This is a genomic window from Leuconostoc carnosum, assembly GCF_007954525.1.
Lineage (GTDB): Bacteria > Bacillota > Bacilli > Lactobacillales > Lactobacillaceae > Leuconostoc > Leuconostoc carnosum.
On record NZ_CP042375.1, the window covers coordinates 28,378 to 51,626 of the forward strand.

Below are 23,249 nucleotides of genomic sequence, written 5' to 3' on the forward strand. Positions count from 1 at the left end.
GTTGGACTAATAGTGGTTTAATAGTGGCCAGGGTATATAGACTTCTGGCATTGTAATAATATTAGGAGTTAGTCCAGATGAGTAAAAATATAAGAAATTTAGCTATCATTGCACACATAGATCATGGTAAATCAACATTATCTGATCGTATTATAGAGGCTACAAATACAATTTCTAGCCGTGAAATGGAAGATCAAATACTTGATGATTTGCAGGTTGAAAGGGATCATGGCGTAACCGTAAAAGCAAGAGCCATTCAGAATACTTATCTTGCAGATAATAATGAAAAATACGAAATTAATTTAATTGATACACCTGGGCATGTTGATTTTCAAGATGAAGTTACTAAAAGTCTCACAGCTAGCGATAATGCAATTCTCTTAATCGATGCTACTCAAGGCATTGAAGCACAAACTTTAGCTAATTTAAGAATTGGTAAAAAACTTGGAGTAAAAATATTACCAGTGATTAACAAAGTAGATATAGCAGGTATAAATACTCATAAAATTGAAACAGAGATAAAGACGTTATGTCCAGAATATCAAAACAGAGATATTTTAAAAATATCTGCCAAGACAGGTGTTGGAATACATGAACTTATGGAAACAGTAGTTCTTAATCTTTTGCCTCCAGCAGGAAATGATAAAAAAAAATTATCTGCTTTGGTTTTTGACTCTTATTATGATCCATTCCAAGGTGTTATTTTATATATTCGAATTGTCGATGGTATTCTAAAAAATAATCAGAAACTGATGTTTTTATCAAAAAATATCACATTTCAAATCCATGAACTTGGTATTTTCACGACAATACGTATGCCTAAATCACAGTTAAAATCTGGAGAAGTGGGATATTTGATTACAGGTATAAAAAATGTAGATACATCTTATGTTGGCGAAACGATAACAGATGCCAACGCACCAACTAACTCACTTTTACCCACTATTAAAATGAGTCAAGTGACAGTATTTGCTGGAATATATCCTTTGGGAGACTATAAGTTGTTAGCCAAAGCGTTAAAACAACTTAAACTTAATGATTCATCATTAAGCATCAAAGAGGAGTATTCAAATGCTTTAGGTATGGGATTTAGAGTAGGATTGTTAGGCATCTTTCATTTACAAATTATAAAAGAACGTTTAAAAAAAGAATTTTTGATTGATGTATTAATAACCTATCCAAATGTACCCTATCGCGTTTATCTTAAAAATAATGAAAATGTTACAATTGTTAATCCGGCTACTTTTCCAAATTTTGAGATGATTGATCATGTAGATGAAATAATCATTAAAGCAACTATCATTACACCACAAAAGACAATTAATGCAGTGATGAAATTACTTTCTGAAAATAGAGGCGAGTTTATAGGTATTGATAATCATAGTGATTTAGTTAGCTTATCTTATCGTGTGCCACTATCTAAGATTATTTATTCCTTTTTCAATAAATTAAAATCAATTTCACATGGTTACGCTTCTCTAGCAACAACATCTATAGGTTACTATCGTACGAATGTTGTTAGACTTGATATTTATATTAACTACGTCAGAGTAGACGAATTAACGTCCATCACTTACAAATCGGAATCAGAATCCATTGCGCAAAAAATAGTTCACCAATTAAAATATACTATTCCCAAAAGATTATACCCACTACCAGTGCAAGTAATGATGGAGGGGAAAGTTATTGCAAGGGTAGATGTCCCACCATTAAGAAAAAATGCGGCAGTTAGTGGAAAGAATAATAGTATTTCCAAGCAACAAGAACTCCTCAGAAGGCAAAATATTAATCAAAGAAAAGCTGCATCCAATGATATAGAATTACCTCAGAAAGTTTTTAGCACAATGTTTAAAATCGAGGATGAGGAGCTTTAAAATCAGATATATTGATGGTTTGATGAGCATATTGTATTAAAAAGGTTGTTGTCTACACTATTATGCCTAGACAACAACCTTTTTAGATCACATTATTAATTTTTGGATTTATCAAAAATACTTGTTAAATCTACTAAAATTATATTAGTCTCCAAAGTATATTTAGTACCTTGCGCCTATTAACGATAATTATTAAAGTACAAGACGTTCTCCATCATTCGGTATGATTAAACTATCAGCAAAATCATTTTCTTTTGCGACAGACAGCAATTCTGATTTAGAAGTTGTCCAATGATTCACAGCTTCCATATGACTTGCTATAAGCAGTGTCTTAGGAAGAGTTTTATGGATTTCAACAACATCCTGTGCATCTAATATTAATCTCCCAGATTCAACTCCATTCCCTCCAGAATTCATTACAACGACACCTGGTTCTAGTTTTTCCAGGTTACTTTTTAACCCTTCAAACCAAATTGTATCACCAGTAAATAAAATCGATTTTTCGTTTACGGATTCAAGAAAAAATCCCATAGTATGACTGGTATCGGTATAATTATCCAACAATTGCTTTACAGCGTCATTCTCATAGTGCTGACCTGTAATCTTTTTTATAATAACATCACCTAATTTTTCAGTAATACCTAAAATACGTACGTCATTAAAACCAGAGTTTGCAATACTAATTTGATCACCACGATCCTGGACAAAAATGGGCGTGTTTTTATTAATCACCTCCATTGCTCTTGAATCCCAATGATCTACGTGATTATGGGTAACAATCACAGCGGTAATACCTTCTAAAATAGAAGATATAGACTCAGTCAAATCTACAAGTGGATTTTTATTAGTGTTTCCATCCTTACTTGGAAATGGAGCCAGTGTTTCTTTTTTAGAAAGCATGGGATCCACTAAGAAGGTTTGATCACTATACTCTATTTTTACGGTGGCATTTCTAATTTGTTGAATTTTCATATTAAATTTTAATGTTCCTATCTATTTAGCTCTAACTAACAGTTCAAGTGCCTTTTGATATTGCTCAGATCCTGTTTCTGCTTCTGAACAATTTCTAATATTTTCAGCAATAACTAACTTTATTGCCTTATCAAGACTTGCTCTGACAGCAGATAACTGTGTGACGACCTCTTCACAAGGACGCTCTTCATCAATCATATTGACAATTCCATTTATTTGGCCTGCTGATCTCTTTAACCTATTTTGTATATTTTCATACTGATATGCTATTGTATTCATACCTGAACCTCATAAGTCAATTATTTTACAATGTTTTGTGGATACATCAACTGATACAGTGAAAACGCACCATCAAGATTTTTGACATTTCTGAATCCATTATTAATAAATATTCGTTCAGCTGTATAACTTCGTTGACCTGTAGCACACGATACAATGATACCAGTATCTTTTGGTATTTGATTAATATGGTCTCGTATTTTTTCTAACGGAATATTTATGAAACCATTAATTAATCCCATAGCTCTAATTTCCTGAGAAGATCGTACATCAATTAATAAGTAACCATCACGCCTGTAATTCTCTAATTCATTATATTGAATATTATGAGATCGACTATTAATAATATTTTCAGCCACATAACCGGAAATATGAACGGGATCTTTAGCTGCTCCGAAAGGAGGAGCATACGTTAATTCCAGTTCAGGTAAATCATCTACTTTCAGCCTAAATTTGATTGCCGTTGCAAGAAGATCAATACGCTTATCTACACCTTGATTTCCAACAGCTTGGGCACCTATAATATCACCAGTATTTGTAAAAATAAGTTTCATCATAACTTGTGTTGCGCCAGGATAATAGCTTGCGTGATGATAAGAAAAAGTATGAGTCACATGATAATTTAAACCAAGTTGCTTTGCTTGTTTTTCATTAATACCTGTACTTGCAGCTGATTTAGAAAAAACCTTAACGATTGATGTGCCAATCTCAGGTTTATTTTTAATAGATAAACCGTGAATAGCATCAGCAACTTGTCGCCCATGTCTGTTTGCTGGTCCCGCTAATGGAATTAGTGTTTCCTGTTCAGTAATTTGATGAATAACACTGATAACGTCACCAATTGCATAAATGTTAGAGTCACTTGTTTTAAAATCATGATCCACAACAATGCCTTTATTGGGCCCAACTTTTAGGCCTGCAGCTATGGCTATATCAGAATTTGGTCGAATTCCTGCAGCAATAATAACAGCATCAGCTTGTATTGACATACCATTATCTAAATAAAGAATGTCTCTGCTCACCTTATTTATAGTAGTTCCCGTATTGATACGAACGTCATTTTTTATGAGCTCATTCGTAATCGACTGTGCCATCTCAATATCAAGATTTGGCAATATTTGGTTAGAACGTTCAATAAGATTGACTGAAAAACCTCTCTTAATCAAATTTTCAGTAACTTCTATACCAATAAATCCAGCACCAAGTACCGCAACCGTTTTAATACTCTCATCTAAATGGCTCATAATGTTATCTAAATCAGGGATATTACGTAATTGAAAAATGTTTGATTGAGTATGAAGCCCCTCAATCTTAGGTATTACAGGACTAGATCCTAAAGATAATATTAATTTATCATAATATAGCTTCTCTTGTTGGTCATCATGATTGACAGATATCATCTTATTATCTCTATCAATATGGGTCACTTCACTGTTAACACGTACATCTATATTAAACCTACTTCTTAAATCATCAGCGGTTTGCACAATTAATTGGGAGCGATGTTTAATCGTTTTGCTAATGTGGTAAGGTAACCCACAATTTGCAAAAGAAACGAAAGGGCCTTTTTCGAAGACTATAATTTCATCTTTTTCAGATAGCCTTCGCAGTCTAGTAGCAGCTGACATACCGGCTGCTACCCCCCCCACTATAATAATCCTCATGTTATACCTCTTAGATATACTTTTTTAAAGTATTTTCGATTTCATCTTTAGGATGAAATCCAACAATTTTATCAATGACTTGACCATTTTTCTTAATAATTAACGTGGGGATACCTTGAATGCCTAGTTGGCTGGCAACCTGTTTATTTTCATCGATATTTACTGAGGTAAACTTTATTTTACCGCCTAATTGATTTTCTTCTGATAAGTGTTGTAGTATAGGGTCCATCATCTTGCATGGCGGGCACCAATCAGCACGAAAATCGGTCAAAGTAACCCCTTCTTGTGTTTCATTTTCAAATGTACTATCAGTAATTTCTTTGATTGTTGCACTCATTTCTGCTTTCCTCCAAATATTCTAGGTTTCTATGATTAAGAAAGAAGGTAATATATACCCCCTAGGGTATATATTACCTTCTTTCTTAGTTTTTAGCAATCTCATCAACATAAGATAATTACTTATTTCATACTTTTTTTAATCCATTTTCCAGTAACACTATGCGAATTAGAAATAATATCATCAACAGTACCTTCTGCTAATATTTCACCACCTCGAGTGCCACCCCCTGGTCCCATATCAATTATAAAATCAGCATTTCTTATCATATCTAAGTCATGCTCAATAGCAATAACAGTTGCGCCTTGCATAATTAACTTTTGTATTACTTTTATAAGTATCTGAACGTCTAACGGATGCAGCCCTATTGTTGGTTCATCAAAAATAAAAACACTGTTTTTTTGTGTTTTATTAATAAACTTTGATAACCTAAGTCTCTGGGACTCTCCACCTGAAAGAGCCATAGTACTTTCTCCTAATGTGAGATAACCTAATCCAATGTCCTCTAAGATCCTGAGAATCCTTAGTGTTTTGGGACGCTCACTAAATATTTTTTGAGAATCTTCAATATTTAATTTCAAAATATCGGCAATACTATATCCTTGCCATTTAATTTTCAGAACATCTTTGTTATATCTGTCTCCATGACAGGCGGGACAAATTTCTTGCATATCGGGCAGAAATTGAATATCTAAATTTACTTCTCCCGTACCATTACATGTGGGGCAGGCACCATCTTGTAGATTATAAGAAAAACTTTTTTTAGTTAATTTATTTCTTTTACTTTCAGCAAGGGAGGAAAAAATATCTCTCAGGTCATCAAGGATAGTTGTATATGTTGCCACCGTTGAGCGAATATTTTTTCCTATTGGTGCAGCGCTAATGGCAAAAGCATTTTTGATTTTTCCGGGATTAAATTTCGTGACAAAATTTGGGGTATTATTCTGCAGCGCTGGCATCAATGCATCAAACAATAAAGTTGATTTACCTGCTCCTGAAAAACCACTGATGACGGTAAATTTATTAACTGGGAAACCTGCAGATACATGTTTAATGTTGTGGTAATTGCTAATGGAAATATCAATTGAGCCCATGTCGTATAGAATCTTGTTATCTTCCCATATAGGTCGTTGGACAATCTGAGCAGTGCCATTTAAAAATGGTCTGATAAGAGAGTTTTTGTTTTCAATAGTTTCTGGTAACGTTCCTTGAGCAACAATTTCGCCACCTTCGGTTCCTGATTCAGGACCGATTTCCACGATGTAATCAGCAGAAGAAATAATTGAAGTGTCATGATCAACTACTACCACTGAATTACCCTGTCTAACTAATCCTCTAATTATTTTTATTAATCCATCAACGTTTGAAGGGTGTAAACCGATTGAGGGTTCATCCAATACATATAGCACACCAGTTGTTTCAGTTCGTAAGGTGCGGCTCAATTGAATACGTTGTAGCTCACCCGTTGATAAGCTACTTCCTGGTCTGGATAGTGTTAAATAATCAAGTCCTAAGTCTATTAAGGGCGTAATCAATTCTTTGAATTCATTTAACAATCTATTTCCAAGTGTAAAAACATCCTTTGGAAGCCATTGCTTAATTTTTTTTATAAATATTAGTAGCTGTGCTAGCTCCATATCACTTACTTCAGCAATATTCTTGTCGACTAATACTTGTGTAAATAATTCTGGGTTAAATCTAGATCCATGACATGTAGAACAGGTTGATGTGCTGTAGAATTTTTCTAAACGCTGTAACGTTTTGGGATTATCTGTACTTTCGAATGTACGTATAATAGCATTTTTTGCATTTTCATATATTGCATTGTCCATATGAAATACTTTTCCAGATTTGGTTGGAATATTTATTTCATATTTTTGCTCTTGACCGTTTAAGATAAATTCTTTATCTTTATCAGACAATTTTTCGTAAGGGGTATCAATGTTAATTCCTGCTTGTTCAACAACATAAGGCATGAAATTACGGCCAGGTACTTTCCATGATTCAACCGCGCCCTCTCTGATGGTTAGTTTAGGGTTGGAAATTAATTTTTCTATATCTAACTTTTTGGTTGTCCCAGAACCATTACATGTAGGACAAGCGCCATATGAATTGAAAGCAAAATCTTCAGCAGAATATGCGTTAAATGCGACATGGCAAGTAGGACAAGTAATCTCCCCCATATGGCTAACACCATCATTAGGTAGGTCCATAGCTCTTGCAATATCTATTGTGGGTTCCATACGGTGTCCATTTGGACACACGGGTGACCCTATTCTAGAAAATATTAAACGTAAGAGATTCAATGTTTCAGTCATCGTACCCACAGTAGAACGGACATCTGGGATTGAAGGGCGTTGTTTTAGCGCAATAGCGCTGGGAATGTTCTTAATACTTGAAACATTTGTTTTTTTAGCCTGAGCCAACCGTCTTCGCGTATATGTTGATAGTGAGCTAACATAGCGTCGCATACCTTCTGCATATAAGACACCCATAGCCAAGGAAGATTTTCCTGATCCGCTACGTCCCGAAATAACCACAAATTTATGCAGTGGAATATCTATATCAACGTTTTTTAAATTATTTACTTTTGCGCCTCGTACTTCAATGTTGGATGGTAATTTGATCATTGCACCATAACCTTTTTAGAATTTTTCATCGAGAATATCAATAACTTCATATTTTGCAAACACTTCTAATTTATCTAAAAATAAATTGAACTCATAGGTATTTCTAAATGAACCTTCAAGCATATAATTAAAATTCCCAGTAGTTCGGTAATGATGTAAAATATATTTTTGATTATTGTTAATAAAATGTAAATACTGTCTTTCTTGTAAGTATGCTGTGTTAATTCTAATAAAAAATGGTCTAGTATACCCGAGTTTTTCTGGATTTACCGTAATTGTGTAGCGTTTAATAACACCTTGCTCCTTTAGTCGCTTAATTCTTTCGGCAGTTGCTGGAGCGCTTAAGTGTATTTTTCTTGCCAAATGCCTGACAACTATTTTAGAGTTGTATTTCAAAAGACGTAATATTTTAATATCAATATCAATATCATCTACCATTTTATTCCCTCCTCTTTATTATACCCACTAATATTTATATAAAGAACTTATAAAGTAAGGTTTTCTTCATAAAAAACCTAATATTATGTATTTAATTATTGATCACTTTCACCCACAATTATAGTTATTAATTAAAGGAGGACTCAAAAAATGAATGAAAATCAATTTAATAAAGTAGCATGGTTTGAAATAGGTTCTTCTAATACTGAAGAAACACAGCAGTTTTTCAATAATGTTTTTGGCTGGGACTATAAAACGAATAATAACTTGAATGGTATTAATTATGGAAGATTGCAAGAATCATCCGAACACCACATGTTGCTGAAAGACTTTTCGCGGTGATTGCCAGTTGAGCGTTTTCATTGGTCTGGCATTAACCCAATGATTAATTTGATCTCATAATTATAGTTCATTTCATTAAGCTGTACAGACACAAAATGATAATTGGCACCAGCATGTAAGGCAACACGTTTAATTTCATCTAAGCTCATTTGTGGTAACTGCTTTTCGTTTTCCTGATGTTTCACAGCTTCACGATTAAACGCAGAAGTGTGATCACTTAGAAAAAAACCACGCCACTTTTTTATACCACGTTCCCTATAATCATGCTGAAAATAATTAGTGACCAGGGCACTAAACTCTGGTTCTATTTCTTTTACCATAATCAAATTCTCCTATTAATTAGTATTTGTAATTAACATTATGCGAACACTTGTTCCTTGAAGCAAATAAAAAAAGGTTAGCAACCACAATACTGTAATTACTAACCCTGTTTATTAATTTAAATTAGATAAAAATTCTACGAACCTGGCCTCATCATTTGCTGACAAATAACCAACAAATTTAATCACAACATACTGCTCATCTACTCGACGTATCTTAAATGTATCAATCCAGGACGGTTTTTTTAATCCAGCATACGCCCAATCTTTAATTTCAAAATACTTATTTTGAAAATAATCAGACTTATTATTAAATTGACTCGTGATTTTATAATACGTAATCTTTTGATTATCATATTTCACAACAAATGCTGGACGTACCTTAGATCCTGCTTCACGCCCTTCATCATAAGCTAAATCAGCGATCATGATACTATGCTCACGAATATCACTACTCATTGCATAAATTCCTCACGGTCTTCTTTCTTAGATAAATCTAAATCCTGAATTGGTGATTTTTCGAATGCTAAACGCGTAATTTCATCACGATTGGCAATACGTTGCTCACTAAACCAGTCATCAGGATAGGCATGTTTATTAGACTCTTGAACTGACAAAGGTATTTGCTGTTCGTAAGCTGTCTTAGTGATAAACATTTTAATGGCCGTCGCCATATCTAACCCTTGACGTTCAAATACTTTTTGAGCAGACTCTTTTATGCTTTGATCAACCCGTGCAGATACTTGAATAGCTTTCATAACCAATACCTCTCTTACTTTATTTAATACCATTATACCACTTTTTGTTAGATATTGGTATGTATTGTTATGATATGTTAATTCATTTAATTATGAACTTGTTTACGATAAACGGCATTATCAACGACTAATCGCAAAAATGTATTAAACTGATCAAATCCATAATCAATCCGTTTTTGAATAAACTCAATCTCAATATAGTGTCGAATATACTTAATTGTTTGATCGTGAATATTTTCCAATTGTGCAAAAAATAACGCTTTGTTTTGAACCTGTAATTTACGATATTGACCATGAATATGATCTATTGCTTGATTAACATGATCAATAACACTGCCGTCTAAGCCAACTTTTTCTAGCAATGCCTGATACTGTTTACGAATAGTTTTCATAGCGTCATTGATGACAGCTTCATCTTCATATTGATGTTCAATTAAACTAATGGTCTGATCTAAATTTTCTAATGCCTGGTCACACGTTGTTAATAATGCTACTAAACGTTCTACCTGCTTAATTTGCTCATATAAATCTTGCACTAAATAAGGTGTCATTTTATCGTCATACCGTTGATAGAAATGTGCCAATTCAATATAAACTGACTGCATAGCCTTGCTACTTAACTTGTTTGAACTCTGATAAGCCGTATATAAATGTAGATAATCATTTTTAACGGTTATAAAGATTTCTCTCACCAAATGATAGGCACTATCTGGCAAAATACTAATATCTGATCCCACTTGTACTGCTGTCATAATCTATTCCCTTTCTTTACCAATGTAATTTATACTTTGAATTGTCACCAGGATAAGCAAAAGTCATGTCACCATAACCAACGGCTTGACTGTCCTTAGCATACGATTTCTTAGGCACTAACGTAATTTCATAATCTTTACTAGTGCCTGCATTCTGTCCAGATTTGACCGCATTTTGATTAGCAATAATTAAGTCACCATTTGCCAAAACATGTAACACCACGCCCGTATGATTAGGACGATCAGAAGAAAAAACCGCCCCAGCCTTTGGTGTTGTGGTAACCTTAGCACCAGTCAATTTTGCCACTACTTCTGCCGTAACATTACCATTTCCTCTAAAGGTAAAATTTGGTGACCAAATCTCATTCATATAGACTTGTGAAAAACCAGCACACTGATTGTAAGCGTCTGGTGTTGTTAAACTCCAGTCTAGTTTTTTGGACGTAATATTATGCACGTAGGGCTTAATGTCATCTGGAATGCTGTTTTTGTCCCAAAATGATAGCCCACTCTCTTTAATCTTGCCTGTACCGTCAGCCGAACCACTATCATCAGTATTACAATAAGCACTTTGATTATTGCTATCACTGTCTGCGCTATTACTTGCTGATGTATTACTATCACTAACAGCATTATTGCCACTGCTTAATGATCCCTCAAAATTAAGATCATACGTTTTTTTAATTGACTCCGCCCAAGCCTTAACTTCGGACACTTTACGCTGTGGATCACTTGCCCCAACACCCTCAAAACCTGTGTCCCAGGCTAAAGCTGAACTATCAATATCTTTAGCATTTGCTAACCCCAATCTAGCAACGGTATGGCTACTTGCCAATTCTTTAAATGCTAAATCGACCTGGGCTTCAACTGTATCTGCCGTATTTTGATAGCGATTACCGTTGATACCACCAGCACCCCATTGCCAGATACCTTTAACAGAGCCAGCAGGATTAACCGCTTTAGGGTTTAAGTTACTTTCACGCCAACCAATCGCAATGATTGCTGAAATATTGTCCCCTGAATAACCAGCTTTTTTAAAACGATCAATAATATAGCTAACTCTTTTACCAATATCTGAATTTTTATCAGTTAAGGAGCCATTACTGGAACCACTATCTGAACTTGTCGTCGTGGTGGTTGTATCAGTCTGACAGACAACACTAGGATTGTTCATTGTTAGCGCAATGATTAAAAGCACTGATATTAAAATGACAAGTAGTGGCACACAATACAAGGCAATTTTCATCACGACTGCTTGTTTAACTTTATTTTTCACATGATCTCCTCTCTGAATTTTGACTAACAAAAAAATCCTTAATGATTACTCATAAGGATTAAAAGTATTAAAATCAGTGCTTTGATTAACGGCTAACCGCCCAACATAATCAAGACTAGTAATTTGATTATCACTGGTTTGATAGTCAATATTGAAATAGTAGTAACGTGTTTCACCATTGCCAACATCACTATCATGTTTCGCATTCACAGCCACACCAACGACACCGCTAGTTTGATCATCATTGGTTGCCTTTGGATAATATGCCACCTGCACCACACTAGACTTCAAGCCATTATTATCAATGTAATCAGCCGTGCCACCAACCTCTGGAAATAAATAATCATTGTCTAAAACTTGACTGGTTACTAATTTAGATTGCTTAATTTTCGTGATACGTTTTTTATAATCAGATACAGATGACCAATTATAAGCAAGATTAAAGAACTGTTGACTAGTCTCACTAGCTTTCGTAATGGTACTTTTAGCAACCACTTGCTTCACTTTTTGATGACTAGTTTTAGCAGTGACTTGTTTGTGTCTTAACTGCTTAGCGTGTTTCTGCAAATGTGATAAGGTTTGTTGTTGTTGCCACATCAAATGACCAAAGCGCAAACTACCAAGAACCAAAACCACTAACAGGGCGTAATAACCAATTTCTGTTTTACGTGTCATTATTGATCCCCCTTTGTGAGATTACCTAAAGTCAATGAGATGACCTCATTACCTTTTGCATTCAATTGTCCCAATAATTGATAATTAACTGTGCGACTACCATTAGTTGCCGTTAAGGCACCAAAAAATAATATGCCGTCTTTTTGTTGGCTAAATTGCAATTGATTATCTGATACATGCCACTTTTTTGCTTGTGCTGGATCACTCTCTAATTGCCCTAGAAATTGTTTAACAAACTTTCTGACTTTATCATTTGCCACCTTTGATAACACTTGTTTGTCTGACACATAGCCTGCATTAAACAAAGCATTAACAGTGGCTTTTGATTGGCTATTATCTGGCAATTGATTATCATTAGCAATCACTTTTGTGATTGTGCCACTATTGTTAATCAACGTTTGTGTCGCTGATAATTTAGCAACGGTGGCAGTCGCTTGTTTGATTTGTGATTTTTGAAATTGTGTATAAAAAAAAGCGCCAATCAGGAAGAGCCCAATAGCACTTAACACCTTTATTCTAGTGTTTGTCATTTTTAAATTTTAATATCCTTTCCATACCACTCTTGTAGGATCATATAATCAGCGTTGAACTCAAAGGCAAATGGATATTTTTTACCCGTATCTTTAACAACAAAGTAGCCTTTAGCAACAAATGAATTGCCGTCTTTTTCCCACTTTGTTGTTAAATTGTCTATCTCATGATTTTTGAAGAAAGTATTATAATTTCCAGCCCCGTCACTAGGTGCCTCTTTCCCCGTTGCACTAACATATACCATACTTGTTATTGACCGTTCACCAACTTTTTCACCGTCTACATAAGTAGGTTCGTTATCAACATTTTCAACATAACGACCATCATTATTCATTGAAAATATTTCATAATCAATACGTTTCATAACTTTAGTTTGATTGATTTTTGTCAATTTTGTACTACTAGATTGTGAGTTAGTTTTATGTTGTCCCGTCATTATAAAGGCAATAATGATAATCAAAATGACTAACACGCCCCCAATAGATCCCAATGTCAACGCTGATTTTTTATTCATAACTCTCCAATCAATTGATTTATTCTCTCGCAATTTGTGCCATTTGTTCATGTGTTGGCTTCACAATACGTTTGATGACTGCCCCTTTTTGTACCACTAAGACAGTTGGTGCCACTTGAACATGATACTGTTCAAAATATTGTCGTGTCACTAAATTCATGTAATCAACGACAATGGTTGCCTGATTATTTTGATCACGCATTTTTTGTAATTTATTGACATCACCCGTCAACTTCTCACAGGTTGAACACCCCTTTTTATGAAAAACGATCACGGTTTTATGCTTACCCAGGGTTTGATGAAACGCCGTTTTTAATTGATCATTTGGTGTATCATGATACTTATTATACCGTAAAAACGCCGTAGTTACTACTGCCACAACGATTGTAGCGATTATTAAGCTCATTTTTTTCACGAGTTATCCTTTCCAAATTTATTTTTTAACTGACTGCCTTTTTCATCACGTAACTTTTGTTTTTGTTCCTTTTGCTTATCACGTTCGGCTAATAATTCACGAGCTATTTTGTCACGATTAACTGTTTTTTTCTGATCATTAGCGATTTCTTGACGTTTTGGTGTCTTTGATTGCTCAAAGTTATTATGATTATCAGGCACCTTATTAAGTGTCTTAGGTTGTGATTGTGTTGCTTGATCACCATATAATTGACGCTTAATCGCTTCACGCTTTTTAGCCACTTCCTGTTGACTATCTGAACCATTATCCTTACTTTTTGGATTATTGACACGACTATTAGGTTGTTTAGCTTCAAAGTTTGATTTTGGTAAATGAACACCGTCTTTTTCAACCGCTGACTGTTTTGGATCATCAGACTTTTTAGAATCCATTGGCTTTTTAAATTCATCAACCGTCAATGGTTTCTTATTTTTATCCGACAATTTTTGTGTTTTTGCCTGCTCTTTGCCTAACAACTGATCACGAACACGAGAAAGATTTTGTTGTCGTTTTTCATCTGCCTGTTTGTTTTTCATCTCATCACGTACATCACGCCTTTGTGACATACGTTGCATTGGTCCCATTTGACTTATTTTTTGACCAACGCTAGACTGCTTAATACTCTGCCCCTTTTCACGTAGATTAGATAAGCGCATGGCTTGTGGCATTTGTCCCTCAATTCGTGAGTAACTAACCCCAACAAATTCAAATAGCTTACCACGATACTTATAGACGATAAAGACTAAGAAAAAGAATAGGAATGCGTTAACTGCGTATGAGCCGAAATTAATCGCTGGGATAAAACTATCAGTGAACGTCTGTAAAGCCCCGACCAAAACAATTAAGAAACCAGCCCCAATTTTAGCAATACCCCACATAATTGTTGCGCCAACAATTTTATAACCGTTACGGGCAAATTGTGGGAATAACGCCATAACCAAAACAAACGGAGACAAGAGATACAAAGCCAATTCAATGACCATAACAAAGATATTAAACAAAGCCACTGCGTCATAAGGAATAGCATTCACAACTGATACCACGATTGCTACTAAGCTCATACCTGCCTTATTAAATGAGTTATTTTTTCCCATTGTAGGAAATTTCTTTTTTAGTTGTGTTACTTGTGTCTGAACTTTTTCATCATCTCTTTGTGCATTCGTTGATATGAGTTGGTATGGAGAATATCCTTTCTTTGAAACTGCGTCAGCCGTGGCTTGCCCATAATTCATCAAGAAATAAGGACGTTCAATGGATCTCTCAAAATACCCCACTCTTAACGTGTCACCTGGTTTAACATTATCATTACTATTACCAATGACTTTTAAGACTTGCGCCTGTCCGGCATCACTGGCTTCATTTATTTGATTAAATAACTCATTGCCATTGCCGTACCAAAGCGTAGCGACTAATAAAATTCCAACAAAATTAACCACCATGCGAACCGCTGATGACGTACGCCCACTAGCAAAGTGCATGAACCCCATAATCGCTAAGACAATAATAGCTAATCCACCAAACAACAACTTGCCTTGATCAAAAATAGATTTTACTTTACCTGAAACAGCGTTCTGAGCTTGTGTAAAGGCTTTTGATAAATTACCGTCATTTGATAAGGCACTCAATAACTCATCATTGATTTGATAAATCAAGGTATTCAAATACCAAAAGAACTTAGCTAAGCCCATACCCGTATTATTGGCTAAGTCCGTCACACCAATTTTTTCTGAATACGGTTGCCATGAAAATAGTGAGTCATTAAGCTTGTTGATGTTTTGTGCGTCACTGGCTTTAAATGAGGTATCAGTGGTGCTAGTATCGCCCGACTTTTTTTCTGCGTCATTTGTCACCTCATCTACGGCTTTATCAGCCTGTTTTGAAGCATCATCAATCGCATTAAGCGTATCTTGATTAACTAGTGTACTACTTGAACTACTGCTACCATCTGCGGATACTTGTGTTTGCGCAACACCTAAAACAAACAAAAAAGAAGCCAAAATAATCAGCTTCCGAAAAAATGTTATTAACATGTACTCTCCTTTCATAACAATGACATATTTTTTGATAAACAAAAAAGGAATAGTTTAATCTATTCCTTTTCATCAACATTCACTTGAAATTACTTATTGCGATAAACATCGTCACGTTTACTCGTCTTCAAGACAACTACAACAAATTCATCGTCAACAATATCAGCGATAATTCGATATTTACCAACTCGATAACGCCATAAAGTTTTCAGTTCACCCTCTAATGCTTTACCAAACATTCTAGGATTTTCTATACCGCTAATATTCAACTCTAACCAATTATATATACGTCTTTGTACTGGTTTATCTAACTTACCAAATTGTTTGGCTGCTTTACTATCAAACTTCCAGCTATACTTCATAGACCTAATTTTGCCTTGATTTCTTCTGGTGATACATACTCACGATTTTCAGAATTAATCACCTTCATAGCGTCAGCATAGTCTTCATCATCTTGACGTGCTTCTTCAATCAAGTCAGCTATTAAACCTGTAACACTCATGCCTTTAAAATCAGCATATTCCTTAGCCCAAGCCATTGTATCATCTTGTAATCTTACAGTTGTTACGCTCATGATTATTCTCCTTTATCATTAATACATTTGTAGTATAACACACTACTACATTTGTAGTCAATTAAGCATTATCGGTACGCCTTTTCAGCTTGTGCCGTATCACCTGCCTTAACCGTCTGATAAGCACGTTGCATAGCGACCAATGGCTCATCAACCGTTATTTTTTCAACTCGTCCATAAATATCTTTCATGAAACACTGCCCCATGACCATATTACCTAATTCTTTGATGTTGTCATCATTAACTGGTAAGCCAACATGTCGTAAAATATCTGGCTGTTCCTTATCCTCATCAAAAGCAAATAAAACACCAAAATTATCACTTTTAACATCATGAACCGATTGTGTCACTGGAATTAACAAGTTGTTTGCAGAACGTCCAATACGTGCCATTTCATTGAAAATACGACTACCAATATCAGACGTTGTAAACGTCCAAGCTTCATCAAATATTTCAACCGTTTTTTCATCATAATCCCGTGTCGCAAATGTCCGACTAAAGACCCCTAACACCGTCATCACAATCATACTTGCTACCTCAAATTCGGTGTAATCTTGTGTGGATTTGTCATGTTGTGGCAATGTCAATCCTGCTGTTTCAAGAATAGTAATCCGATTTTTTAACTTCAATCCCTCACTTTCACCATGTGAAAAGACTAGGGATAATGAACTACGAGTGACTTTACCTGATAAAAACTTCGCTAAATGTTTCACATCATCATCTTCATTTTGGGCTAATTCTTCAATGACATCTAACATACCAACCGTTTCACCAGCTTGTCGCTTTTGAATAATTTTATCAATGGCTAGATCTAATTCTGTTTCACGAATTAAGGAACCATAATCACGGTAAATTTGTTTAAAAATTTCTGTCACAGTTGCTTTCAAATTTTCCTGGTTAGATTGCGTTTGTCCTGCTGTACCACTCACATCAATCACAATAAAAGGATCTAAAACACCATAGTTTGTATTATCAGAAACATCAAGTGTCACAAAACGCACATTATTCAATAATGTATATTCATCTGGATAGTCTTCTTTAAAGGTCTGATCATTTAATACCGCTGAATACCAATAACGCATTTCCTGCTTAGGATCAAAGTAGATTGCTTTAGCATTTGAAAGTTGAATAATTTTCAAAATAATTTTAGTAAGGTAAGATTTTCCTCTACCTGTTTTACCCGTAATCATAATATTAGGGCTGGTTGTGCTGGTCGATCCGTCTAAAATTTCGTTGGTAATCAACGGATTAAAAAAGACCAAGCGCTTTGAACTGTCTAATGCGTCCTGGGTACTATTAGCGACTGTTTTGGGCGCACCCCGTCCAATATAAAAGCCAATATTACTACCAACTTGCTGATTGACCGCAAACAACAACTCACCTATGCCCTCACTGGTCAATAATTGCACCCAATAGCGGTTTTGGGACACATCAGAACCCATTAAATCGTAATAGAAAAGACGTTTTTGTTCACCGATTGGTTTCACAATATTCACGTCAATACTCCTAAATGATTCTATTAAATTAGCAACACGATCATGTAGGGTTTCAATATCTTCCGCTGATACCGTAAACGTGACTAAGGTGGAAAAGAAGTTTTTCTTTTCTGAAATATGATCATTTAACACTTCGGCAATTTCAATCGTTTTATCATCTTTACTAGAAGAAAATCCCTCTGCCTGATAACGTTCTTCAACATTATTACTAGCTGTCTTTAACGATTGACTAGCACGAGTTGCTAAGCCATAGATACCCTCTGACTTATAATAATGGGCTTTCAAATTGATGTCGATTGGATAACTCATATTTTGTACTAGTCGGAATAAATGAAAGCCTGTGATGTTTTCTGGCGTTGTCGATAATACTAATTTGGCAACATAGCGCACGTTGTCATCATTAACTAACTTAATGTAGCCACTCACTGCCCCGTCGTCAATCACAGTATCACTTAATTTGAAAATATCACGTTCTTGTCCGACTTTTCTAAAATCATGTAGTTGTCCCTGGATAAAGTTATTACGCATTAAATGAACTAATTCATCAGTCGTTAAGCGCCTGGTATGATCCAAATAACCAACTTTTTCATAAGCCTGTTTTTCACTCGGTCTAAAGTCATCAAACAGTTTTTCATCAAATGGCTTTTCATAATTGAACCAACCAGCCAACTCATCTACAAAGTTATTCATGGCATTAGTAGCTTGTTTAATCACTTTACCAGCATTTTGATTATGTAATTTGATACCCAAAACAAAGCGCTCAATTGTCTGTGACACACCAGTATCCGTAATAGCACTAATTTCATCTACAATCATTTGAACAGGTGTCTCACCCATATCTGTTGCTAAAGAAGGCTGTAACTCTTTATAACGATTGACCAAATCTAAGTCACGATTATAAAGACGTAATTCAAAATCTTCAAAATCAGCAAGTCGATCAAATAACAGACTCAATTGTGTTTGTCGTTTGGAAATACCCTCCTCATCATTATCTGAAATACTTAGTGCTTCAATATTGTAATATGCCCAGGCTTCATTGTCCTGGGTTAATAAAATATTATTTTTCACGGCTTTAAATGGTACTGCAAGTTTCATTGATGTCTCCTTATTTTTTTATTTGTTATGTACCTACAAAGTCTAGGCTTTGTAGATGATTGCTAATAAACAATCACTTTTTTTGTATCTTCCAACACAAAACCGTTCTTAATGCGCCACCTGATTTGAATTAAGCCATTCGCATCAAAATAGCGCAATTCAAGGGTAGTTTTGAGATACGTCCACTTAATATCAGTGACATTAAGGTCATAGAGATAAGCATTATAAATCGCTTTAAATTCCGCAACTAACACTACAACCCTACATAATCGCCATGAGGTAGCTTCGCGAAATCACCACCCAAAATAAGATCATGTCCGTACTTCTTAAAGTCAAAGTAGGTCTCAATCTCATCATTGGATAGTTGACGAACACCACCACGCCTTGAGATCACTTCGTTGGCTAAGTCATCTTCATCTTCTGCTTTGATAATTGTTAAATTTTCAACTTGGCTGTCAATCTGATTATCAAGTAAAACTAACCCTTGATCATATAAATCAGCTAAAGTTTGCTCATCAACACCATTTTCAACCGCTCTTTTGGCACTCTCAACCATGTTATTTAGCTTAACAATCGACTCATAAGGATCTATTTTAAATGGTGCTTCATAATCACTGATCATGATTTCTTCGTTACCAGTTCCCGCTCCGATCGCGCCCTTTTCGGTTAAAACTTGTGTTACCCGACTAGGTGACACAGGCAAGGTAAACCATTGACCAAGAGACGGTACATTCACAGCGCCAACAAATATTTTAATTTCACTAAACTTAATCATTAAAAAAACACCCCCTTTAGGTGCGGACTCATCAATTTTTAAAACGTTTGAATATCAATGCGCCTGTCATTGCTAAAACGCCTGAAACAGCACTTAAAATGCCAATTGATGATTTTGCTTGTGTTGCATGTGTTTCTGGTAGGGCTTTGGCAACAGCGTCATCTAGCTTTTTCTTTGCTTCAACCACCTTCTCATTGTTAGCGTCCTTATCATTTGCTGTTAGCGCTTGATTATAGGATTCAACGGATATTGCACTAGCGACTTGTGTTGGTACTAAAACAACGTTACCAGAGCTATCAGGTGTTACCTCAACTGGCTTAACATGATTGATTTCACCCTGATCATTCTTATCAGGTGTTGAAGGTGTCAAAGGCACTGTGTTGTTATCGTTTGATGAACTTGATCCGCCAGCATTTGAATTATCTGTCTCACCATTATTTGATGATGACCCACCTTGATCACTTGATGAATTTGACCTACCACTATCTGATGATGAGCCACCATTATCTGACGATGAACTAGATCCGCCATTTCCTGATGATGAACCACCATTATCATCTGGCATAGTTGAACCGTTAACATTATCATCACCTGTTGTTGGCGCTGGTGTATCAGTGCCACTATTTTCACTTGATGAATTTGAGCTACCATTATCTGATAATGAGCTTGAATCTGTGTCGCCACCTGGTAAATTACTATCATCATTATCGCCAAAATCATCACTTGATGATGTCGCACTTCCTACCGGCGCAAGACTAGTAGCTAATGAACCTGCTTTGTCTTGTGATAGTACAGTAGTAGCTTGAACTATTTGTGCCGTACTGGTTTCAGTTGCTTGTTGAATATTATCAGCATTTACTACTTGATGACCTAATGCTAAAGCACTTAGCACTGAACCAGCAATTAAAAGTTGTTTTTGCAACATAAATATTGTCTCCTCAAAAATTAAATATTAGTTGGTTTTTAAAAACCTTATTGCTTCGTATTAACTAATGGTTTTTCCCCATCATTTCCTCTCTCTCAACAAGCACAACTGTATCTGCCATATAGCTAGCTTCAAAATAACCAGTTGGCAAGACACAATCATGATAGTAAACTGTGCGACTTAATATTTTTTTTATGCCAAAAGCCGAAATTGAAACACCATATTGTACTAAGCCTAATCCGTCAGGCTTAAGTCTATTTGCTAAAGTGACTAATCCTATCGGAATACCAATATACACGCCCACATAAACTAATTTTCCTAAGCCTGAATTAACGCGATAAAAGGCTTTTAATGGATCATGAAATAACAAATAAACTGCCAAAAACGAAACTATAAAAATAACAAATGGTTTAAGACTAATGCCGACTGGCAAACTCATATCACCTGATATTTTACGAATGACAATATCTTGTTTCAATGCTTTTTGATAGTTGTAGACTTCTGCCATACTAACCAAACACTGATTTAAATATGCCTGATACAGAATTAAGGACACTATCTGGATTTTTAACAACAAAGTAAACTAATCCACCGACTACAATGACTATAACAATTTGACCAATTGAACCCTTGATAAAATGTTTAGCCACCAAACCCATAATAATCATGGCTACAATTGCTGACACCCAACCAGCTACTTCGGATTGTATCCCTGTAAAACTAATAGTCCACGTGGGAATTTGAAACATAAAATTTGTTACGATTGCTTCCATCATAACCTCCTTAATTTTTAACATGAAAAAAACACTTAGCATATTTGCTAAATGTTTTATAATTTAATATTCTATTTTGTCACTCAACTGATGTTCAATATCTCGGCCACGATACATGACTCGAATAATCCAGACCATGCCACTATGACTATGAGGAATAAAATATACTAGATAATTATCTACTGGCATAAATCGCAGCCCCCGTGAACGCCATGGTTCTTTGGGATAGCGTGGATAGCCTTCCGGAAATGTATCTAGTTTTTTAATCGCTTCTTCCAATCGATTAAGCTGATTTGTCGCATTCATCGTCACTTTTAGTTCAAAAGCAATATATTCATAAATACCACGAAGGTCTGTTTCACCTTGTGGAGTTATTTTGACTTCAAAAATCATAGATGATAATCCTGACGAATAGATGTAAAGACCTGGTCAGCCGATTGTCCTTTACCCGCTAACATTTGGTTATAACCTTTTTCAAGTTCATTGTTCATTTCATCTTCCGTTAGTGTTGACACATTTAATACCGCAGATGATGGTAGCTTCAAGTCAAAGGGAATACCTTGTTGCAGAATAATTTGTTTGTAAAACATATTGATAGCATTTGAAGCAGGAATACCAAGTGTGTTCAGTATAGTTTCCGCCTGATCTTTAATATCTGGTTCAATACGTGCAGTAAGGTTTGCTGTTTTAGCCATGATAATGTTCTCCTTATTTTAACTTTGATTACATTATACAACATTTGTATATACAATAGCAATACAAATAACCTATCATCAGAAATCAAACCCTCCTCTTAATTTAGTAGACCGCCTTGTGTATGGATCATCTTAACCACATAATAGGTTGATCCCTTTGGCGAAACGGTCAAGGTAATCTGTTCTGAATGTTCAAGCTTTGTTTCTGTATCTGTTAGTGTCAAAAGATACTTAATGTTCATGCTATCTTTAACACCTGAAACATTGACTTGATCAATACTTTTAACTGCGTATTGTCCCTCTAGTCCCTCTGGCTCTTTCATGATTAAGGACATATCACTAGATTTTGAACTCACATACTTCTCACTAAAGGCTTTGACAAAGGCTTGAACTTTATCACTGCTTGCCAAATTAGCATTATTGGACTCATCTTGATCAATCTTGCCAACATGACCAACAATATCTTGTTCGGTTGTGGCATAAGGTAACGCCAAAACAGTGTACTGCCCTGCTTTTTGAGCAAAAGGCAAATTAAAAACGCGAATAATTGTATTTTTATCATTGCCAACTGTATAGCCAACTTGATACTGTGCAATCTTCACGTCATTCTTTGTAAACGTATTTAATAATCTGGATCCCACATAGGTCTCTTTTTGCGAGTCCTGATTATCATAAATTGTGCTACTGATATTAGTGGCAAAATACTTTTTTAATGCTTTCAAACGTTTTTGCTTATCATCATCATTATCTGATTGCGTGAAATAGGTTTGAAAAAAGCCTTGTGCATAGCGATTAAGACTAGGTGAATAAACACTTTGTCCCATGCTAGCCTTTTCTAACTTGTCATCATACGTTTTCATTCTGGCAACCAGTTTATGATTAGTTTGGCTCACGTTACTAGCTTTAATAAAGGCAATTGCACCACTTAACCCAACTAACACCAGGGCAATTTTAACAAAACGCCTGATCCATTTGCCCCGTTTTTGGACTTTGGCATAAGGTAATGATTGATCTGGTTTATCACGAGATTTGACATAACCTTTTTTGATTGACTTTAACTTATCAAACAC

At 35.2% G+C, this 23,249-nt stretch carries 29 protein-coding genes and 1 pseudogene; 2 read left to right on the top strand and 28 right to left on the bottom strand.

Features of this window, described 5'->3' with window-relative positions; genetic code table 11:
• The first annotated feature begins 77 nt into the window (after positions 1-77).
• Entirely contained in the window at positions 78-1,874 is a 1,797-nt protein-coding gene (lepA, locus tag FGL89_RS08060) for a translation elongation factor 4 (RefSeq protein WP_135400486.1), read from the top strand.
• A 192-nt stretch (positions 1,875-2,066) separates the two neighbouring features.
• Here lepA and FGL89_RS08065 read toward each other — a convergent pair whose 3' ends face one another.
• The 6 genes from FGL89_RS08065 to FGL89_RS08090 form a co-directional block, all read right to left on the bottom strand.
• Positions 2,067-2,846, bottom strand: coding sequence for an MBL fold metallo-hydrolase (locus tag FGL89_RS08065; protein ID WP_014975083.1), 780 nt, complete (start codon positions 2,844-2,846; stop codon positions 2,067-2,069).
• A gap of 21 nt (positions 2,847-2,867) precedes the next feature.
• Complete coding sequence (locus FGL89_RS08070) at positions 2,868-3,125, bottom strand: metal-sensitive transcriptional regulator (protein WP_014335266.1); 258 nt, start codon at positions 3,123-3,125, stop codon at positions 2,868-2,870.
• Between the two features lie 20 nt (positions 3,126-3,145).
• Complete coding sequence (locus FGL89_RS08075; RefSeq protein ID WP_146958356.1) at positions 3,146-4,789, bottom strand: FAD-dependent oxidoreductase; 1,644 nt, start codon at positions 4,787-4,789, stop codon at positions 3,146-3,148.
• 10 nt (positions 4,790-4,799) lie between these two features.
• Positions 4,800-5,126, bottom strand: coding sequence for a thioredoxin (gene trxA / locus FGL89_RS08080; RefSeq protein WP_010276702.1), 327 nt, complete (start codon positions 5,124-5,126; stop codon positions 4,800-4,802).
• Positions 5,127-5,248: 122 nt separating this feature from the next.
• Complete coding sequence (locus tag FGL89_RS08085) at positions 5,249-7,753, bottom strand: excinuclease ABC subunit UvrA (RefSeq protein ID WP_370928908.1); 2,505 nt, start codon at positions 7,751-7,753, stop codon at positions 5,249-5,251.
• A gap of 18 nt (positions 7,754-7,771) precedes the next feature.
• Positions 7,772-8,194 carry an Lrp/AsnC family transcriptional regulator gene (locus FGL89_RS08090; protein ID WP_147000512.1) on the bottom strand — a complete coding sequence of 141 codons (423 nt, stop codon included), beginning with the start codon at positions 8,192-8,194 and terminating at the stop codon, positions 7,772-7,774.
• A 150-nt stretch (positions 8,195-8,344) separates the two neighbouring features.
• Between FGL89_RS08090 and FGL89_RS08095 the strand changes: the two genes are divergently transcribed.
• On the top strand, positions 8,345-8,536 hold the full coding sequence (locus FGL89_RS08095; RefSeq protein WP_014335262.1) for a VOC family protein: 192 nt from the start codon (positions 8,345-8,347) through the stop codon (positions 8,534-8,536).
• On the opposite strand, the pseudogene FGL89_RS08100 reads toward FGL89_RS08095, so the two are convergent.
• From FGL89_RS08100 to FGL89_RS08205, 22 genes and pseudogenes are all read right to left on the bottom strand, one after another.
• Positions 8,495-8,590: pseudogene (locus FGL89_RS08100) on the bottom strand (IS30 family transposase); the annotation flags it as partial. The gene FGL89_RS08095 and the pseudogene FGL89_RS08100 sit on opposite strands and share 42 nt — an antisense overlap.
• Positions 8,554-8,856, bottom strand: coding sequence for a hypothetical protein (locus tag FGL89_RS08105; RefSeq protein WP_014335261.1), 303 nt, complete (start codon positions 8,854-8,856; stop codon positions 8,554-8,556). The pseudogene FGL89_RS08100 and the gene FGL89_RS08105, both read right to left, overlap by 37 nt.
• Before the next feature lie 114 nt (positions 8,857-8,970).
• Positions 8,971-9,315: a type II toxin-antitoxin system PemK/MazF family toxin gene (locus FGL89_RS08110; RefSeq protein ID WP_014335260.1), complete on the bottom strand. Its 345-nt coding sequence runs from the start codon at positions 9,313-9,315 to the stop codon at positions 8,971-8,973.
• A complete protein-coding gene (locus FGL89_RS08115; RefSeq protein ID WP_224143989.1) occupies positions 9,312-9,647 on the bottom strand; it encodes a type II toxin-antitoxin system RelB/DinJ family antitoxin in 336 nt (111 codons plus the stop codon). The genes FGL89_RS08110 and FGL89_RS08115 overlap by 4 nt, the downstream gene beginning before the upstream one ends.
• Before the next feature lie 53 nt (positions 9,648-9,700).
• Complete coding sequence (locus tag FGL89_RS08120; RefSeq protein WP_014335258.1) at positions 9,701-10,366, bottom strand: hypothetical protein; 666 nt, start codon at positions 10,364-10,366, stop codon at positions 9,701-9,703.
• Positions 10,367-10,382: 16 nt separating this feature from the next.
• Complete coding sequence (locus tag FGL89_RS08125) at positions 10,383-11,642, bottom strand: phage tail tip lysozyme (protein WP_147000513.1); 1,260 nt, start codon at positions 11,640-11,642, stop codon at positions 10,383-10,385.
• Positions 11,643-11,687: 45 nt separating this feature from the next.
• Positions 11,688-12,317, bottom strand: coding sequence for a hypothetical protein (locus tag FGL89_RS08130; RefSeq protein ID WP_147000514.1), 630 nt, complete (start codon positions 12,315-12,317; stop codon positions 11,688-11,690).
• Positions 12,317-12,847 carry a hypothetical protein gene (locus tag FGL89_RS08135; RefSeq protein WP_147000515.1) on the bottom strand — a complete coding sequence of 177 codons (531 nt, stop codon included), beginning with the start codon at positions 12,845-12,847 and terminating at the stop codon, positions 12,317-12,319. The genes FGL89_RS08130 and FGL89_RS08135 overlap by 1 nt, the downstream gene beginning before the upstream one ends.
• Before the next feature lie 2 nt (positions 12,848-12,849).
• A complete protein-coding gene (locus FGL89_RS08140; protein WP_147000516.1) occupies positions 12,850-13,362 on the bottom strand; it encodes a hypothetical protein in 513 nt (170 codons plus the stop codon).
• A 19-nt stretch (positions 13,363-13,381) separates the two neighbouring features.
• Entirely contained in the window at positions 13,382-13,777 is a 396-nt protein-coding gene (locus FGL89_RS08145; RefSeq protein WP_147000517.1) for a thioredoxin family protein, read from the bottom strand.
• Positions 13,774-15,846 carry a CD3337/EF1877 family mobilome membrane protein gene (locus FGL89_RS08150; protein WP_147000518.1) on the bottom strand — a complete coding sequence of 691 codons (2,073 nt, stop codon included), beginning with the start codon at positions 15,844-15,846 and terminating at the stop codon, positions 13,774-13,776. The genes FGL89_RS08145 and FGL89_RS08150 overlap by 4 nt, the downstream gene beginning before the upstream one ends.
• 89 nt (positions 15,847-15,935) lie before the next feature.
• Positions 15,936-16,208 (bottom strand): type II toxin-antitoxin system RelE family toxin, encoded by a 273-nt coding sequence (locus FGL89_RS08155; RefSeq protein WP_002816186.1) that lies wholly within the window; start codon positions 16,206-16,208, stop codon positions 15,936-15,938.
• Positions 16,205-16,420, bottom strand: coding sequence for a DUF6290 family protein (locus FGL89_RS08160; RefSeq protein ID WP_002816185.1), 216 nt, complete (start codon positions 16,418-16,420; stop codon positions 16,205-16,207). The genes FGL89_RS08155 and FGL89_RS08160 overlap by 4 nt, the downstream gene beginning before the upstream one ends.
• 68 nt (positions 16,421-16,488) lie before the next feature.
• A complete protein-coding gene (locus FGL89_RS08165) occupies positions 16,489-19,011 on the bottom strand; it encodes an ATP-binding protein (protein WP_147000519.1) in 2,523 nt (840 codons plus the stop codon).
• 62 nt (positions 19,012-19,073) lie between these two features.
• Positions 19,074-19,265 carry a hypothetical protein gene (locus FGL89_RS08170; protein ID WP_004903368.1) on the bottom strand — a complete coding sequence of 64 codons (192 nt, stop codon included), beginning with the start codon at positions 19,263-19,265 and terminating at the stop codon, positions 19,074-19,076.
• A complete protein-coding gene (locus FGL89_RS08175; protein WP_147000520.1) occupies positions 19,265-19,786 on the bottom strand; it encodes an antirestriction protein ArdA in 522 nt (173 codons plus the stop codon). The genes FGL89_RS08170 and FGL89_RS08175 overlap by 1 nt, the downstream gene beginning before the upstream one ends.
• A gap of 31 nt (positions 19,787-19,817) precedes the next feature.
• Positions 19,818-20,708: a serine-rich aggregation substance UasX gene (uasX, locus tag FGL89_RS08180; RefSeq protein ID WP_147000532.1), complete on the bottom strand. Its 891-nt coding sequence runs from the start codon at positions 20,706-20,708 to the stop codon at positions 19,818-19,820.
• A 67-nt stretch (positions 20,709-20,775) separates the two neighbouring features.
• Positions 20,776-21,219, bottom strand: coding sequence for a TcpE family conjugal transfer membrane protein (locus tag FGL89_RS08185; RefSeq protein ID WP_186727204.1), 444 nt, complete (start codon positions 21,217-21,219; stop codon positions 20,776-20,778).
• Between the two features lies 1 nt (position 21,220).
• Positions 21,221-21,484, bottom strand: coding sequence for a TcpD family membrane protein (locus FGL89_RS08190; RefSeq protein WP_147000533.1), 264 nt, complete (start codon positions 21,482-21,484; stop codon positions 21,221-21,223).
• 63 nt (positions 21,485-21,547) lie between these two features.
• The gene (locus tag FGL89_RS08195) at positions 21,548-21,877 is read right to left on the bottom strand and encodes a type II toxin-antitoxin system RelE/ParE family toxin (RefSeq protein WP_147000522.1); all 330 of its coding nucleotides are present in this window, start codon (positions 21,875-21,877) and stop codon (positions 21,548-21,550) included.
• Positions 21,874-22,182 carry a type II toxin-antitoxin system RelB/DinJ family antitoxin gene (locus tag FGL89_RS08200; RefSeq protein WP_143471010.1) on the bottom strand — a complete coding sequence of 103 codons (309 nt, stop codon included), beginning with the start codon at positions 22,180-22,182 and terminating at the stop codon, positions 21,874-21,876. Before FGL89_RS08200 ends, FGL89_RS08195 begins: the two co-directional genes overlap by 4 nt.
• A 95-nt stretch (positions 22,183-22,277) precedes the next feature.
• Positions 22,278-23,249: a conjugal transfer protein gene (locus tag FGL89_RS08205; protein ID WP_147000523.1), complete on the bottom strand. Its 972-nt coding sequence runs from the start codon at positions 23,247-23,249 to the stop codon at positions 22,278-22,280.

Excerpts from the sequence above, each read along its gene's own strand:
- lepA (WP_135400486.1), top strand. The coding sequence starts at position 78 with ATGAGTAAAAATATAAGAAATTTAGCTATCATTGCACACATAGATCAT.
- FGL89_RS08065 (WP_014975083.1), bottom strand. The coding sequence starts at position 2,846 with ATGAAAATTCAACAAATTAGAAATGCCACCGTAAAAATAGAGTATAGT.
- FGL89_RS08070 (WP_014335266.1), bottom strand. The coding sequence starts at position 3,125 with ATGAATACAATAGCATATCAGTATGAAAATATACAAAATAGGTTAAAG.
- FGL89_RS08075 (WP_146958356.1), bottom strand. The coding sequence starts at position 4,789 with ATGAGGATTATTATAGTGGGGGGGGTAGCAGCCGGTATGTCAGCTGCT.
- trxA (WP_010276702.1), bottom strand. The coding sequence starts at position 5,126 with ATGAGTGCAACAATCAAAGAAATTACTGATAGTACATTTGAAAATGAA.
- FGL89_RS08090 (WP_147000512.1), bottom strand. The coding sequence starts at position 8,194 with ATGGTAGATGATATTGATATTGATATTAAAATATTACGTCTTTTGAAA.
- FGL89_RS08095 (WP_014335262.1), top strand. The coding sequence starts at position 8,345 with ATGAATGAAAATCAATTTAATAAAGTAGCATGGTTTGAAATAGGTTCT.
- FGL89_RS08105 (WP_014335261.1), bottom strand. The coding sequence starts at position 8,856 with ATGGTAAAAGAAATAGAACCAGAGTTTAGTGCCCTGGTCACTAATTAT.
- FGL89_RS08110 (WP_014335260.1), bottom strand. The coding sequence starts at position 9,315 with ATGAGTAGTGATATTCGTGAGCATAGTATCATGATCGCTGATTTAGCT.
- FGL89_RS08115 (WP_224143989.1), bottom strand. The coding sequence starts at position 9,647 with ATGGTATTAAATAAAGTAAGAGAGGTATTGGTTATGAAAGCTATTCAA.
- FGL89_RS08120 (WP_014335258.1), bottom strand. The coding sequence starts at position 10,366 with ATGACAGCAGTACAAGTGGGATCAGATATTAGTATTTTGCCAGATAGT.
- FGL89_RS08130 (WP_147000514.1), bottom strand. The coding sequence starts at position 12,317 with ATGACACGTAAAACAGAAATTGGTTATTACGCCCTGTTAGTGGTTTTG.
- FGL89_RS08135 (WP_147000515.1), bottom strand. The coding sequence starts at position 12,847 with ATGACAAACACTAGAATAAAGGTGTTAAGTGCTATTGGGCTCTTCCTG.
- FGL89_RS08140 (WP_147000516.1), bottom strand. The coding sequence starts at position 13,362 with ATGAATAAAAAATCAGCGTTGACATTGGGATCTATTGGGGGCGTGTTA.
- FGL89_RS08150 (WP_147000518.1), bottom strand. The coding sequence starts at position 15,846 with ATGTTAATAACATTTTTTCGGAAGCTGATTATTTTGGCTTCTTTTTTG.
- FGL89_RS08155 (WP_002816186.1), bottom strand. The coding sequence starts at position 16,208 with ATGAAGTATAGCTGGAAGTTTGATAGTAAAGCAGCCAAACAATTTGGT.
- FGL89_RS08160 (WP_002816185.1), bottom strand. The coding sequence starts at position 16,420 with ATGAGCGTAACAACTGTAAGATTACAAGATGATACAATGGCTTGGGCT.
- FGL89_RS08165 (WP_147000519.1), bottom strand. The coding sequence starts at position 19,011 with ATGAAACTTGCAGTACCATTTAAAGCCGTGAAAAATAATATTTTATTA.
- FGL89_RS08175 (WP_147000520.1), bottom strand. The coding sequence starts at position 19,786 with ATGATTAAGTTTAGTGAAATTAAAATATTTGTTGGCGCTGTGAATGTA.
- FGL89_RS08185 (WP_186727204.1), bottom strand. The coding sequence starts at position 21,219 with ATGGCAGAAGTCTACAACTATCAAAAAGCATTGAAACAAGATATTGTC.
- FGL89_RS08190 (WP_147000533.1), bottom strand. The coding sequence starts at position 21,484 with ATGGAAGCAATCGTAACAAATTTTATGTTTCAAATTCCCACGTGGACT.
- FGL89_RS08195 (WP_147000522.1), bottom strand. The coding sequence starts at position 21,877 with ATGATTTTTGAAGTCAAAATAACTCCACAAGGTGAAACAGACCTTCGT.